The sequence below is a fragment of the Nocardioides aestuarii genome (assembly GCF_039527245.1).
GTDB lineage: Bacteria > Actinomycetota > Actinomycetes > Propionibacteriales > Nocardioidaceae > Nocardioides > Nocardioides aestuarii.
On sequence record NZ_BAAAJT010000002.1, the window covers coordinates 1,026,416 to 1,040,830 of the forward strand.

Consider the following 14,415-nt stretch of genomic DNA (forward strand, 5'->3'; position numbering starts at 1 on the left):
CCGTTTCGCGACGCTGAGGTCGGGTAGGACGGATCTCAGGACTCCAGGACGACGACGGCGGAGGCGATGCCGGCGTCGTGGGAGAGCGAGAGGTGGTGGTGGCGCACGCCGAGCTCGTCGGCGCGGGCGAGGACGGAGCCGCGCAGCACCAGCCGCGGGCGGCCGGAGTCCTCCGAGGTGACCTCCGCGTCGTGCCAGGCCATGCCGACCGGGGCGCCGAGGGCCTTGGCGAGCGCCTCCTTCGCGGCGAACCGCGCGGCCAGCGACGCGGGTGGGCGCGACGCCTCGGCGGGCGTGAACAGCCGGTCGGAGAGGCCCGGCGTGCGCGCGAGCGACCCCATGAAGCGCTCGATGTCGACGACGTCGATGCCGACCCCGATCACGGCCATCCCGGCGACCCGCTCACTCCACCGTGACGGACTTGGCGAGGTTGCGCGGCTGGTCGACGTCGTGGCCGAGCAGCGTCGCGAGCTCGCAGGCGAAGAGCTGGAGCGGGACGGTCGCGACGACCGGCTGCAGCAGCGTCGGCACCTTCGGCAGCCGGATCAGCCGGTCGGCGTACGGCGCGACCTCGTCGTCGTCCTCCTCGGCCAGCACGATCGTGTGGGCGCCGCGGGCCCGGATCTCCTGGATCGCGCTCACCATCTTGTCGTGGAGCTGGTCGCGACCGCGGGGCGGCACGACGCAGAAGACCGGCAGCCCCTCCTCGATCAGCGCGATCGGGCCGTGCTTGAGCTCGCCGGCGGCGAACCCCTCGGCGTGGAGGTAGGCGAGCTCCTTGAGCTTGAGCGCGCCCTCGAGCGCTACGGGGTAGCCGGCGTGGCGTCCGAGGAACAGCACCGTGCGCGCGTCGACGAAGTCACGGGCCAGCGCGTAGATGTCGTCGGCGCCGGCGAGCACACGCTCGAGGTGGGCGGGCATCGCCGCGATCTCGTGGACGACGGACGTGATCTCGTCGCCGAACTTCGTCCCGCGGACCTGGGCGAGGTAGAGGCCGAGCAGGTAGCAGGCGACCAGCTGGGTCAGGAAGCCCTTGGTCGACGCCACGCCGATCTCGGGGCCGGCGTGGGTGTAGATCACCGCGTCGGACTCCCGCGGGATCGTCGAGCCGTTGGTGTTGCAGATCGCGAGCACCTTCGACCCCTGGGTCCGCGCGTGGCGCAGCGCCATCAGGGTGTCGGCGGTCTCGCCGGACTGGCTCATCGCGACGACGAGGGTGTTGCGGGTCAGGATCGGGTCGCGGTAGCGGAACTCGTGGGAGAGCTCGACCTCGCAGGGGATCCGGCACCAGTGCTCGATGGCGTACTTCGCGACGAGCGCGGCGTAGGCCGCGGTGCCGCAGCCGACGATGATGATCTTGTCGATGTCGCGGAGCTCCTGGTCGGAGAGCCGGACCTCGTCGAGCTGGAGCTGGCCGCTCGCGGTGTGGCGCCCGAGGAGGGCGTCGGCGACGGCGCGGGGCTGCTCGAAGATCTCCTTGCGCATGAACCAGTCGTAGCCGTCCTTCTCCGCGGCGGAGAGGTCCCAGTCGACGTGGTAGCGCGTGCCCTCGGTGGGGGTGCCGTCGAAGCCCGCGACCGACACGCCCTCCGGGGTGATCGTGACGACCTGGTCCTGGTCGACCTCCATCGCCTCGCGGGTGTGCTCGATGAAGGCGGCGACGTCGGAGCCGACGAAGTTCTCGCCCTCGCCGATGCCGACGACCAGCGGGCTGTTGCGGCGGGCGGCGACGACCCGGCCCGGGTCGGCGGCGTCGGTGGCGACGAGGGTGAAGGCACCCTCGAGCCGCTGGCAGACCTGCTGCATCGCGGTGGTCAGGTCGGCGCCCGCGACGACGTCCGCCTCGAGCAGGTGGGCGACCACCTCGGTGTCGGTGTCGGACACCAGCTCGTGCCCGGCGGCCTCGAGCTCGGCCCGGAGCCGCGCGAAGTTCTCCACGATGCCGTTGTGGACCAGGGCGACCCGGCCGGTGGCGCCGAGGTGGGGGTGGGCGTTGCGGTCGTTCGGCGCACCGTGGGTCGCCCAGCGGGTGTGGCCGATGCCGGTCGTGGCGGCCGGGAGGGGGCTCTCGTCGATGGCCTTCTCGAGGTTCGCGAGCTTGCCCGCGCGCTTGTCGGAGGCGATGGCGCCGTCGTTGACGAGAGCGATGCCGGCCGAGTCGTAGCCGCGGTACTCGAGGCGTCGCAGACCCTCGATCACGACGTCCTGGGCCTGCTTCGGTCCGACGTAGCCGACGATTCCACACATGGGCGCGAGTCTACGGGTGGCCGGCCTGCTGCAAGAATGCCGCGCATGTCTGCTGCCGGCGGGTCGTCCGACGACTCCGGACGCGAGCCGTCGCCGTACGTCGAGCTCGACCGTGACGCGTGGTCGGCGCTGGGTCGCGAGGTCGAGAGCCCCCTCTCCGCCGACGAGATCCAGCGGCTGCGCGGCCTCGGCGACTCGCTCGACCTCGAGGAGGTCGAGCAGGTCTACCTGCCGATCTCGCGCCTGCTGAGCATGTACGTCGCGGCCGCAGGCCGCCTCCACCGCGAGCAGGAGTCGTTCCTCCACCAGCCGCAGCCGCGCCGTACGCCGTTCGTCATCGGCGTCGCCGGGTCGGTCGCCGTCGGCAAGTCCACGACAGCGCGCGTCCTCCAGCAGCTGCTCGCCCACTGGCCCGAGCACCCGAACGTCGCGCTGGTCACCACCGACGGCTTCCTCTACCCCAACGCCGAGCTCGAGCGCCGCGGCCTGCTGCAGCGCAAGGGTTTCCCGGAGTCCTACGACCGCCGTGCCCTGCTGCGGTTCGTCGTCGACATCAAGTCCGGCAAGGACGAGGTCACCGCGCCGACCTACTCCCACCTCGTCTACGACGTGGTCCCCGACGAGCGGGTCGTCGTGCAGCGCCCCGACATCGTCATCGTCGAGGGCCTCAACGTGCTCCAGCCGGCCCGCGTGCGCGACGACGGCCGCGCCGGCCTGACGCTGAGCGACTTCTTCGACTTCTCGGTCTACGTCGACGCGCGCACCGACGACATCCGCCAGTGGTACGTCACCCGGTTCCTGCGGCTGCGCGAGACGGCCTTCCGCGACCCGGAGTCCTACTTCTCCAAGTACGCCGCGCTCAGCGAGGACGAGGCCGTCGAGATGGCCTCCCACCTGTGGGACACCATCAACGGCCCCAACCTCACGGACAACGTGCTGCCCACCCGCAGCCGGGCGACGCTCGTGCTGCGCAAGGACCGCGACCACTCGGTGCGCTACGTCCGGTTGAAGAAGCTCTAGACGACGGAACCCCGCGACCGTGGGGGTCGCGGGGTTCCGGAGCGCGGGTGGGTCAGGCGCCCTTGCCGGTGACGGTCACGTCGACGTTGCCGCGGACCGCCTTGGAGTAGGGGCACAGCTCGTGCGTGCGGTCGACGAGCTTCTGGGCCGTCTGGTCGTCGACTCCGGGAATCGTCACGGCGAGCTCGACGGCGATGGCGAACGACTCGCCCTCGGGGCCGAAGCCGACGGCGACCTGGGTGGTCGCGCCGGAGGTGTCGACGCCCTCCGCCTTCCCCGCGAGGCCCAGCGCGCCGGTGAAGCAGGCGCCGTAGCCGACGGCGAAGAGCTGCTCGGGGTTGGTGCCACCGCCGGGTCCGCCCATCTCGACGGGAGCCTGGAGGTCGACCTCGAGCTGGCCGTCGTCGGTCTTGCCGTGGCCGCCGCGGCGACCTCCGGTGACAGTGGCGTTGGCCGTGTACACGATCTTCTCGGGTGTCTGCGTCATGCCGGGCACAACGGGCGCACCCGCGCCGAGTGTTCCCGGATCGCCCGGGATGTGAGATTCGTCCTCCCGGATCGCGGACGTCAGAGCGCGAGCTGGCGTCGTACGACGCCGGCCAGCCGGTCGGCGACGTCGCGGGCGAGCTCGTCGGTCGGCGCCTCGACCATCACGCGCACGATCGGCTCGGTGCCGGAGGGGCGCAGCAGGACCCGGCCGTTGCCGGCGAGCCCCGCCTCCTCCTCCGCGACGGCGGCGGCGACGACCGGGTCGTCGTCGGCGCGCGACTTGTCGACGTCGGGGACGTTGACGAGCACCTGCGGCAGCCGGGCGACGACGGAGGCGAGCTCCTGGAGCGACTGGCCGGTCGTGGCCATCCGCTCGAGGATCGCGAGAGCGGTGAGGATGCCGTCGCCGGTCGTGGCGTGGTCGCTCATGATCACGTGGCCGGACTGCTCGCCGCCGAGGGAGTAGCCGGAGACCTTCATCGCCTCGAGGACGTAGCGGTCGCCGACCTTGGTCTGGCGAACGCCGATGCCGGCTCCCTGCATCGCCTTCACGAAGCCGAGGTTGCTCATCACGGTGGCGACGACGGTGTCCTTGACCAGCCGGTCCTGGTCGCGCAGCGACAGCGCGAGCACCGCCAGCAGCTGGTCGCCGTCGATGACGTTGCCCTCGTGGTCGACGGCCAGGCAGCGGTCGGCGTCGCCGTCGAGCGCGAAGCCGACGTCGGCGCCGTCCTTGATGACGGCGGCCTGGAGGTCCTCGAGGTGGGTGGAGCCGCACTGCTCGTTGATGTTGAGCCCGTCGGGCATCGCGTGGATCGCGCTCACGTCGGCGCCCGCGCCGACGAGCGCGCGGGGCCCCGCCTCGTGGGCGGCGCCCTCGGCGCAGTCGAGGACGACCTTGATGCCGACCAGCGGGTGGCTGATCGAGTCGATCAGGTGGCCGACGTAGTCGTCGATCGCCGCGTCGTACGTCGTGACGCGCCCGACGGCGCCACCCTGCGGGCGCCGCCACTCCTCGCGCATCCGCTGCTCGATGGCGACCTCGACGGCGTCGTCGAGCTTGTGGCCGCCACGGGCGAGGAACTTGATGCCGTTGTCGGGCATCGGGTTGTGGGAGGCCGAGAGCATGACCCCGAGGTCGGCGCCGAGCTTCTCGGTCAGGAAGGCGACGCCCGGCGTCGGCAGGACCCCCAGCAGCATCACGTCGACGCCGGCCGAGGCGAGGCCGGCGACGACGGCGGCCTCGAGGAACTCCCCGGAGATCCGGGTGTCGCGGCCCACGACCGCGAACGGACGGTGCCCCTCGAACTCGCCGCGATCGGCGAGGACGTGGGCGGCGGCAACGGAAAGGTCCAGGGCCAGCTCAGCGGTGAGGTCACCGTTGGCCAGGCCCCGGACCCCGTCCGTGCCGAAGTAGCGCTTAGGCATCAGCGGAAAGCGCTCCGTGTCGAGGCAGGTCAGCGCTTGCTGAACTGCGGCGCCTTGCGGGCCTTCTTCAGACCGGCCTTCTTGCGCTCGATGACGCGGGCGTCACGGGTGAGCAGGCCGGCCTTCTTGAGGACCGCGCGGTTGGCCTCGATGTCGACCGCGTTGAGCGCGCGGGCCACGCCCAGGCGCAGCGCACCGGCCTGGCCGGTGATGCCGCCGCCGTGGATGCGGGCGATGACGTCGAAGCGGCCCTCGAGGCGGGTCTCGGCGAAGGGCTCGTTGACGACCTGCTGGTGCAGCTTGTTCGGGAAGTAGGAGTCGAGCGTGCGACCGTTGACGGTCCAGTTGCCCGTGCCCGGGACGATCCGCACCCGCGCGACGGCCTGCTTGCGGCGGCCGGTGGCGGAGGCGGGGGCGATGGCGGAGCTGACCGGCGCGTCGGCGGCCGGGGCGCTCTCCGAGCTGTAGGCGACGCCCTGCTCGTTGGTCTCGAAGGTCTCCTCGACCTCAGCGGTGTTCTCAGTCACTTCAAATTTCCTCGTCGTCACTGGGAGATCTGCGAGATCTCGAAGGGCGTGGCCTGCTGGGCCTGGTGGGGGTGGTGGGGGCCGGAGTAGACCTTGAGCTTCTTGATGATCTGACGACCCAGCTTGTTCTTGGGGAGCATGCCCCAGACGGCCTTCTCGATGACCTTGCGGGCGTCCTTCTCGAGGATCTCGCCGACCGGGGTGGCCGTGAGGCCGCCCGGGAAGCCGCTGTGGCGGTAGGCCAGCTTGGTGGTGGCCTTGTCGCCGGAGAGGGCGACCTTCTCGGCGTTGACGATGACGACGAAGTCACCGGTGTCCATGTGGGGCGCGTAGATCGGCTTGTGCTTGCCGCGCAGCAGGTTCGCGGTCTGGACGGCGAGCCGACCGAGGACGACGTCCTCCGCGTCGATGACGTGCCAGCTGCGCTGGATGTCACCCGGCTTGGGGCTGTAAGTGCGCACGTGAGTGGCCCTTCTCGTTCGTGGATCCGAGCCGGCGGGTGCCGGTCGGCGGTGGTGCTGCGGCTTCTGACGAACACGGCCCGGCTCGAACTACAGTCCGGGACTGCGTCCCGACCCACGTGGGAGGTCAGGACGCGGCAGGAGTCGCGACATGTCAAGGTACCGGCGGCGCGTCGTACGGGTCAAAACGCGGGGGTGCCGGGCCGGCGGGTGGTGAGCGCGACCTGAGGCCCGACTGAGGTGACCCTGAGACGGCGGATTCGCACCGCTCCACCGCCGGGGTTAGGTTGGGCGGGTGACTGATTCTCTCACCGTCCGCGACAACCGCACCGGACAGGAGTACGAGGTCCCGATCACCGACGGCACCATCAAGGCCGCCGACCTGGGCCAGATCAAGGGCACCGGAGAGGACGAGCCGGGGCTCGCCGTCTACGACCCGGGCTTCGTCAACACTGCTTCGTGCCGCAGCGCGGTCACCTACATCGACGGCGACAAGGGCATCCTCGAGTACCGCGGCTACCCCATCGAGCAGCTGGCGGAGCACTCCAACTTCATGGAGGTCGCCTACCTCCTCATCCACGGCTCGCTGCCCAGCAAGGCGGAGTACGACGCGTGGGTGCACGAGATCACCTTCCACACCTTCGTGCACGAGAACGTGAAGTCCTTCATGGAGGGCTTCCGCTACGACGCCCACCCGATGGGCATGCTGATGGCCTCGGTGGGTGCGCTCTCGACCTTCTACCCCGACGCGCGCAACATCTCCGACGCCGAGAACCGCCACATGCAGATCGTGCGGATGATCGCGAAGATGCCGACGCTGGGTGCCTGGTCGTTCCGCCACGCGCAGGGCAAGCCGTTCATCTACCCCGACAACGACCTGTCCTACACCGCGAACTTCCTCTCGATGCTCTTCAAGATGAGCGAGAAGAACTTCGAGGCCGACGAGCGTCTCGTGCGGGCCCTCGACGTGCTGTTCATCCTCCACGCCGACCACGAGCAGAACTGCTCGACCAACGCGGTCCGCTCCGTCGGCTCCAGCCAGGTCGACCCCTACTCGGCCGTCTCCGCCGGCGTCGGCGCCCTCTTCGGCCCCCTCCACGGTGGTGCCAACGAGGCCGTCCTCCGGATGCTGCGCCGCATCGGCGGCAAGGAGAACATCCCCGCCTTCATCGAGGGCGTGAAGAACGGCAACGAGCGGCTGATGGGCTTCGGCCACCGGGTCTACAAGAACTACGACCCGCGCGCCAAGATCATCAAGAAGTCCGCCGAGGACGTCTTCGAGGTCACCGGCACCAACCCGCTGCTCGACATCGCGCTGGAACTGGAGAAGATCGCGCTGGAGGACGAGTACTTCGTCAAGCGCAAGCTCTACCCCAACGTCGACTTCTACTCCGGCCTGATCTACGAGGCCTTCCAGTTCCCGCCCGAGATGTTCACCGTGCTCTTCGCCATCGGCCGTACGCCGGGCTGGCTCGCGCAGTGGCTCGAGCTGGTGCAGGACAAGGAGCAGAAGATCGCGCGGCCCAAGCAGATCTACACCGGCGACCGCACGCTCGACTTCGTGCCGGCCTCCGAGCGCTGGGCCTGACCCACTCTCACCCGTCGTACCCGGCCTGAGCGTCGCGATCTCCTCGATCCACGACGCTCAGGTCGGGTACGACGTCTTTCCAGGCCGAGCGCGGGGGCGTCTCGTGGCCCATCCGGTCGACGACGAGCAGTCGTGCGCCCGGGATCGCCGCCGCGAGCGCCTCGCCGTGCGGCAGCGGGAACATCGGGTCGTGGGTGCCGTGCACGACGAGGGTCGGCACCGCGATCCGGCGTACGTCGAGCGGTGGACCGTCCTCGTCGCCCGACCCGATGACGAGCCAGTGGTTGTCGGCAGCCGCCGGGTCGATGCTGCGGTCGACGGCCTCGCCGGCGATGCGGCGCGCCCGCGACTCGTCGAAGTCGGGCCCGGCGAACGCGCGCTGGGCCGCGACCTGCGCGGCCACGACCGCGTCGCGGTCGTCCCAGTCGGGCGGGGGCGGCGGGTCGGCGAACCAGGCCTGCAGCTCCGCCGACATCCCCGGGAGGTCCGCGTCGACGCCACCGACGGCGGTCGTGGCCACCAGCGTCAGGCCGGAGACCAGGCCGGGCCGCCGCAGCGCGACCGACTGGGCGATGCCCCCGCCCATCGACAGCCCGACGAGGTGGGCCGGCGCACCGAGCGCCTCGACGAGGGCGACGAGGTCGCGCTCCAGCACTCCCCCGTCATAGTCCGGGTGGCCCGGCCGGCCGGTGGTCGACCGGCCGGTGTCGCGGTGGTCGTAGCGCACCACCCGCCTGCCGCGGTCCGCGATCGCGTCGCACAGCCCCGGGTCCCACCAGTCCATCGATGCGGCCGCCCCGTGCACGAGGACCACGAGGGGGTCGGCGGGGTCACCGTGCTCGTCGACGCAGAGCTCGACGGGATCACGGTCGTCGGGGCCGCTCACGCGCACCAGTCTCATGACGGTGCCGACCGGCCCCGACGGCCGAGCTCATCGGTCGTCAGTCGAGCGTCGTCACGTCGTAGAGCCGCGTGGAGCCGCTGACCTCGTGGGCCATCGCGAGCACCGGCGTGCCGGTGGGGCTGTCGGCGCGCTTCACGAACGCCAGCCCCTCGGGGCCGAGGTCGCCGGCGGCGGCCAGGTCGTCCTCGCCGCTGACGGTGAAGTCGCGGGTGTTGACGTAGGTGACGAAGCGCGGCCGGGCCGGCTTGCTGAGGTCGTAGACCATCACCCCGCCGACCCGCTCCAGCCCGACGAAGGCGTAGGGCGTGCCGTCGACCGTGCCGACCGTGATGCCCTCGGGCTCGGGGCCCTTGTCGTCGCTGCGGTCGTCGAAGGCGGACGCGCCGTGGTCGGAGTTGAAGCCGTCGGGCACCGCGGCCGCGGTGATCTCCTCGAGCTCCGAGCCGGTCCCGCCGACGAGCGTGCCGCCGGTGGTGAACACGGAGATGCCGCGGCCGCCGAAGGCGAAGAGCGTCCGGTAGCAGCTGCCGTCGCGGGTCAGGCCCTGGGCCGTGGTGACCTTGAGCCGGCCGAGGTTCTCGTCGGCGGTGAGCTCCTCCAGGGTCATCCCGGCCTTCTCGGCGACCGAGTCGCAGATCGGGGCGAGCCCCTCCTCGGGGTCGCCGAGGTCCTTGACCCGGGCCTCCTCGCTGTAGGCGCCCCAGTCGCGGGTGTCGCCCTCGTCGGCGGTGACGAGGTAGGTACGTCCCTTGACGCGGTAGGACGCGAGCGCGTCGGGCAAGCGGTAGGCCTTCACCGGCCAGGTCGCGAGGTCGATCGCGCCGTCGCGGTCGGAGGCGTCCATCGGGACGACCATCCGGTCGACCGTGCCGAGCGGGAAGACCTTCTGCACCTTCGCGCTGTTGAGGTTGACCCGGGCGATCGCGTTCGCCTCCTGGAGGGTGACGTAGGCGAACCGGCCGGAGGTCGTCACGTACTCGGGCTCGAGGTTCTCGCTGACGGGTCGCTCCGGGATCCCGGTGCCGGCGTCCTCGCGGCCGCCGTAGATCCGTACACCCCTCGGCAGCGAGTCCTCGAAGCGGTGGAAGCGGGCGGTGCGGACGTCGGCCTGCGTCGCGGCCCTGACCCTCCCCGGGAGGTCGACGACCGACACCGAGCCCTCGGGGTCGACGAGATAGTCGTCGGCGGGCTCGCCCTCGTTCGCCACGACCGCGCGGTCGCCGCCGGGCGTCATCGTCACCATGTCCGGCAGGGCGCCGACCCGGACGGCCCCGAGCGCGCGCCCGCTGTCACCGCGGACGTCGTAGAAGGCCAGCCAGCCACGGTCGGTCCTCACCGGCGCCTCGACCGCGACGACGGCCAGTCCGTCGGGGCGCACGGCGACCGAGTTGGCGACCGCCCCTGCGGGGATGTCACCGACGCCGGCGGTCTCGAGGTCGAACAGCTTCGTCGGGTCGTCGGGGTCGGCGACGTCGAGCACCTCGACGGTCGCGGCGGCGGCGCTCACCACGAGCAGACGCTGCTTCGCGGCGTAGTGGACGACGATCTCGGCGGCCGACTCGTCGAAGATCCCCGTCTCGTAGGCACCCAGCGGCGTGAGCTCGAGGGCGGCTCCCGGGGCGGAGTACTGGACGACGCCGCGGGCCGGCGCCGCGAGCCCCGGCGTGGCGGCGGCCAGGGGCAGCGCCAGGGCGAGGGTGGCGACGGTGGGGACGAGGGTACGGCGGTGCACGGGGCCTCCTGGGCGACGTGACGTGGGTCCGAGACGGTCGCGGGCAGGCTAGGGACGTGCGACGACCGCCGCGGGAACGCCACGTGAACGGTCGGGGGAGGTCAGACGTGCGTGTGGCGCGGGCGTCCCGGGTCGTCGTAGACCGGGTCGGTCTCACCGGCGCGCAGCGCCTCGAGCTGGGCGCAGACGGCGGCTCCGTAGAAGAGCGCCATCGCGCTCAGCTGGCTCCAGAGCAGCAGCACGACGATCCCGGCCAGCGGGCCGTAGGTGGAGCTGAAGGACGCGCTGACGACGACGTAGGCCGCCAGCCCGCCGGTCGCCAGGGCGCTGACGAGCACCGCGATCGTCGACCCCAGCGCGAGCCAGGACAGGGCGGGCTGTCGCCGACGCGGCGAGTGGTCGAGCAGCACCGCGATCGCGAGCACCAGCAGGACCACCCCCACCGGCCAGCGCAGCCAGTCCCACCAGCTCTCGGCGGTCTCGGACCACAACCCCTGCTTCACCATCGCGTCACCGAAGGCCTGGCCACCGACCAGCATCAAGAACCCGACCCCGACCGGCCCCGCGAGGAGCAGCGTGAAGATCGCCGAGCGGCCGTACTTCCACTGGGCCGGGCGGTCGCGGCGGATGCCGTAGATCCGGTTGGTCCCCCGCTCGACCTGGGCCATCGCGGTCGTCATCGAGACCAGCGCGAACACCAGGCCCAGCCACAGCGCCACCTCGCCGCTCGACTCGGACCCGTCGGCGGCGGCCGCCAGCGCGTCGTCGCGCCCGTGCCCGGGCGCGATCGCGTTGACGGTCGAGGCGACGACCTTGGCCCAGCGCTCGTCGTCGATGTCGGCGGCGAGCCCGGTGACGGCCAGCAGGAAGGGAACGACCGCCAGGCAGGTCTGGAAGGCCAGCGCGCGGCTGTTGGTGAAGCCGTCGCCGTAGCGGAACCGGACGAACGCCTCGACCAGCACCTTCTTCACGCCGTGCCGACGTACCAGGTGCCAGGCGTCCTCCGCGTCGAGCTCGTCCCCGTCCATCTCCGTCGTGACGGGGACGGTCCGGGCAGTGGTCACCCCGGCACCCTAGAGGTCGGTCAGACGGTCTGGCGGTCGCGGCCCTCCCAGTAGGGGCGGCGGAGCTCGCGCTTGAGGATCTTGCCCGTGGGGTTGCGGGGCAACGCCTCGATGACGTCGACGCTGCGCGGGCACTTGAACTTGGCGAGGTGCTCGCGGCAGTGCGCGATGATCTCGTCCTCGGTCGCCGAGGCGCCCTCGTGGAGCGACACGACCGCCTTGACCACCTCGCCCCACGTGTCGTCGGGGACGCCGATGACGGCCACCTCCATGACGGCCGGGTGCTCGGCCAGGACCCGCTCGACCTCGGGGCTGTAGATGTTCTCGCCACCGGAGATGATCATGTCCTTGAGCCTGTCCTGGACGTAGACGTAGCCGTCGGCGTCGATCCGACCCATGTCGCCGGTCCGGAACCAGCCGTCTCCGGTGATCACCTCGGCGGTCGCCTCGGGCTTGCCGAGGAACCCCTTCATCAGCTGGGGCGTGCGGAACCAGAGCTCGCCGTGCTCCCCCGGGGGGACGTCCTCGAGCGTGGCCGGGTCGACGACCCTCGTCTCGCAGCCGGGGATGGCGCGGCCGGCGCTCACGAGTCGCTCGGGGCGGTCGCCGGCCGCGGCCTCGCGGTGGTCCTCCGGCATCAGGTGGGTGATCACGCCGCCGACCTCGGTCAGGCCGTAGACCTGGATGAAGTCGGTGTCGGGCCACGCCTCCATCGCCGCCCGGAGCAGCGGCAGCGGCATCGGGGCGGCGCCGTAGCAGTAGGTCTTGAGCCTGCCGAACAGCCCGATCGCCTCCGGACCGGACTGCAGGACCTGCGCCAGGACCGCCGGGACGAGGAAGGTGCGGTTGGCCCCGGCCATGATCGCGCCCGCGAGCGAGGCGCCGTCGGGGTCGCGGGTCATCACGCTCGGGACGCCGTCGTGGATGCCGAAAAGGACGTACGACGAGCCGCCGACGTGGAAGAGCGGCATCGACACCATGTTCTTGTCGCCCTCGTCGAACCCCCAGCCGTCGTGGGCGTTGAGGGTGTGGGCGACCATGTTGGCGTGGGTCAGCATGATCCCCTTCGGGCGGCCCGTGGTCCCCGAGGAGTACATGACGAGGCAGGTGTCGTCGGGGCTGACGTCGTCGGGTCGCGACACCGGTGACGACGCCGCGAGCCAGGCCTCGTAGGCGTCGCCCTCGGCGCCGTCGGGCGTCACCTCCACGATCTTCTCGACCTTCGTGAGCCGGTCGCGGATCTTGTCGATGACCGGCATCAGCTCCGAGCCGACCAGGAGGACGCGCGCGCCGGAGTCGTTGACGGCGTAGTCGACCTCGTCGCCCGCGGAGCGCCAGTTGACGATGGCGTTGGCCGCGCCCAGGGAGGCGGCGGCGAGGCTGAGCTCGACGCAGGCGGGATGGTTCTTGTCGAGGAACGCGACGACGTCGCCGCGGCCGACGCCGTGGGCCTGCAGCGCGCCGGCGAGGCGGCGTACGCGGTCGTCCCACTCGCTCCAGGTGAAGGTCCGCCCCAGGTAGGTGACCGCCTCCCCGTCGGGGGTCTCCGCCGCCCAGTGGGCGAGGCGGTCGTCGACGAAGGTCGGGTCAGCAAGGCTCATGGAAGTCGATTGTGGCGGGGGTCACACATCGCCCACAACCGGCCGTCCACGGGATCGAGGGCGCACGACCCACTTCTTGACGCGGTGCCAGCGGCTTCTCAGGAACGGCACAGGGACGGCCCGCAGGGTGGGTGTCATGTCCGACGACCGCATCCTCCCGCCGCCTCCCCCGAACCCCTACGCCTCCCCGCAGCCCGCCCCGGAGCAGACGCCCGCCCCGCAGCGGCAGCGCGGCCGGGCGGGCTTCGCGGCCGCGGTCGTGGCCGGGGCCCTCGTGGTCGGGGCCGCCGCAGGGGTCGGCGGTGCCGCGGCGTACGACGCGGCCCAGGGCGGCGCCGACACCGCCGCCGGGTCGCCCACCTCGGCCCAGGTGGTGGACACCGGCGACGCCCCTGCGGCCAAGGGCTCGGTCGAGGACGTCGCCAGCACCGTCCTCCCGTCGGTGGTGAAGATCGACGTCGCGACCAGCCAGGGCGAGGGGTCGGGCTCGGGCATCATCCTCAGCTCCGACGGCCAGATCCTCACCAACAACCACGTGGTCGAGGGCGCGGGCCAGGACGGCCGGATCACCGTCTCCTTCAGCGACGGCAGCCACGCCGACGCCCGGGTCCTCGGCACCGACCCGCTGACCGACACCGCGGTCATCCAGGCCGAGGGGGTCAGCGGCCTGACGCCGGCCACCATGGGGAAGTCCGGCAACGTCGACGTCGGCCAGGAGGTCGTCGCGATCGGCTCGCCGTTCGGCCTCGACGCGACCGTGACCAGCGGCATCGTCAGCGCCCTCGACCGACCGGTCAACGTCGGCACGGACAACACCGGCAACGCCACGGTCTATCCCGCGATCCAGACCGACGCGGCGATCAACCCCGGCAACTCCGGCGGCCCGCTGGTCGACATGGAGGGCCACGTCATCGGCATCAACTCCTCGATCCGCTCGAGCGGGTCGTCCTCCTACACCCAGGCCGGCTCGATCGGCCTCGGGTTCGCGATCCCGATCGACGAGGTCATGGACATCGTCGACCAGCTCGCGGCGGGTGAGACCCCCACCCACGCCCGGCTCGGCATCGGCGTCACCGACGCCGCCACCACCTCGACGGCCGTCCAGATCACCGACGGCGCCGTCGTCGGGGAGATTACGAACGGCTCCGCGGCCGCCGACGCGGGCCTCGAGCAGGGCGACGTGGTGACCAAGGTCGACGACCACGAGATCACCAGCGCCGACTCGCTCATCGCGACCATCCGCTCCTACCGCCCCGGCGACGAGGTCACCCTCACCTACCAGCGCGGGGACCAGGAGCAGACCACGACGGTCACGCTGGAGTCCGACGGCTCCAGCACCTGATCCGAGCAGGCG

13 protein-coding genes are annotated in these 14,415 nt (G+C 71.5%); 3 read left to right on the forward strand and 10 right to left on the reverse strand.

The genetic code is table 11. From position 1 onward, the window contains the following. Positions 1-35: 35 nt before the first annotated feature. Both ABD091_RS05260 and glmS read right to left on the reverse strand, forming a co-directional pair. The gene (locus ABD091_RS05260; protein ID WP_343916112.1) at positions 36-389 is read right to left on the reverse strand and encodes a holo-ACP synthase; all 354 of its coding nucleotides are present in this window, start codon (positions 387-389) and stop codon (positions 36-38) included. A 13-nt stretch (positions 390-402) separates the two neighbouring features. Then, a complete protein-coding gene (gene glmS / locus ABD091_RS05265) occupies positions 403-2,247 on the reverse strand; it encodes a glutamine--fructose-6-phosphate transaminase (isomerizing) (RefSeq protein ID WP_343916114.1) in 1,845 nt (614 codons plus the stop codon). Between the two features lie 45 nt (positions 2,248-2,292). On the opposite strand from glmS, the gene coaA reads away from it, so the two are divergent. Beyond that, the gene (gene coaA / locus ABD091_RS05270; RefSeq protein ID WP_343916116.1) at positions 2,293-3,267 is read left to right on the forward strand and encodes a type I pantothenate kinase; all 975 of its coding nucleotides are present in this window, start codon (positions 2,293-2,295) and stop codon (positions 3,265-3,267) included. A gap of 52 nt (positions 3,268-3,319) precedes the next feature. Here the strand turns inward: coaA and ABD091_RS05275 are convergent, their stop codons facing one another. The 4 genes from ABD091_RS05275 to rplM all read right to left on the reverse strand — a co-directional run bounded on the left by ABD091_RS05275 (position 3,320) and on the right by rplM (position 6,172). Further along, on the reverse strand, positions 3,320-3,754 hold the full coding sequence (locus tag ABD091_RS05275; RefSeq protein WP_343916118.1) for an organic hydroperoxide resistance protein: 435 nt from the start codon (positions 3,752-3,754) through the stop codon (positions 3,320-3,322). An 80-nt stretch (positions 3,755-3,834) separates the two neighbouring features. Continuing rightward, a complete protein-coding gene (glmM, locus tag ABD091_RS05280; RefSeq protein WP_343916120.1) occupies positions 3,835-5,184 on the reverse strand; it encodes a phosphoglucosamine mutase in 1,350 nt (449 codons plus the stop codon). A gap of 29 nt (positions 5,185-5,213) precedes the next feature. Continuing rightward, on the reverse strand, positions 5,214-5,711 hold the full coding sequence (gene rpsI / locus ABD091_RS05285) for a 30S ribosomal protein S9 (RefSeq protein WP_343916122.1): 498 nt from the start codon (positions 5,709-5,711) through the stop codon (positions 5,214-5,216). A gap of 17 nt (positions 5,712-5,728) precedes the next feature. Beyond that, on the reverse strand, positions 5,729-6,172 hold the full coding sequence (gene rplM, locus ABD091_RS05290) for a 50S ribosomal protein L13 (RefSeq protein WP_343916124.1): 444 nt from the start codon (positions 6,170-6,172) through the stop codon (positions 5,729-5,731). A gap of 295 nt (positions 6,173-6,467) precedes the next feature. On the opposite strand from rplM, the gene ABD091_RS05295 reads away from it, so the two are divergent. Beyond that, positions 6,468-7,760: a citrate synthase gene (locus ABD091_RS05295; protein ID WP_343916126.1), complete on the forward strand. Its 1,293-nt coding sequence runs from the start codon at positions 6,468-6,470 to the stop codon at positions 7,758-7,760. A gap of 7 nt (positions 7,761-7,767) precedes the next feature. Here ABD091_RS05295 and ABD091_RS05300 read toward each other — a convergent pair whose 3' ends face one another. The 4 genes from ABD091_RS05300 to ABD091_RS05315 form a co-directional block, all read right to left on the reverse strand. Next, a complete protein-coding gene (locus ABD091_RS05300; RefSeq protein ID WP_343916128.1) occupies positions 7,768-8,646 on the reverse strand; it encodes an alpha/beta fold hydrolase in 879 nt (292 codons plus the stop codon). Positions 8,647-8,701: 55 nt separating this feature from the next. Next, positions 8,702-10,396, reverse strand: a complete 1,695-nt coding sequence (locus ABD091_RS05305; RefSeq protein WP_343916130.1) for a choice-of-anchor I family protein — start codon at positions 10,394-10,396, stop codon at positions 8,702-8,704. Positions 10,397-10,497: 101 nt separating this feature from the next. Then, positions 10,498-11,460 carry a YihY/virulence factor BrkB family protein gene (locus ABD091_RS05310; protein WP_343916133.1) on the reverse strand — a complete coding sequence of 321 codons (963 nt, stop codon included), beginning with the start codon at positions 11,458-11,460 and terminating at the stop codon, positions 10,498-10,500. A 20-nt stretch (positions 11,461-11,480) separates the two neighbouring features. Further along, a complete protein-coding gene (locus ABD091_RS05315) occupies positions 11,481-13,061 on the reverse strand; it encodes a long-chain-fatty-acid--CoA ligase (RefSeq protein ID WP_343916137.1) in 1,581 nt (526 codons plus the stop codon). 136 nt (positions 13,062-13,197) lie between these two features. Between ABD091_RS05315 and ABD091_RS05320 the strand changes: the two genes are divergently transcribed. Further along, on the forward strand, positions 13,198-14,403 hold the full coding sequence (locus ABD091_RS05320; protein WP_343916139.1) for a S1C family serine protease: 1,206 nt from the start codon (positions 13,198-13,200) through the stop codon (positions 14,401-14,403). Positions 14,404-14,415: the final 12 nt, after the last annotated feature.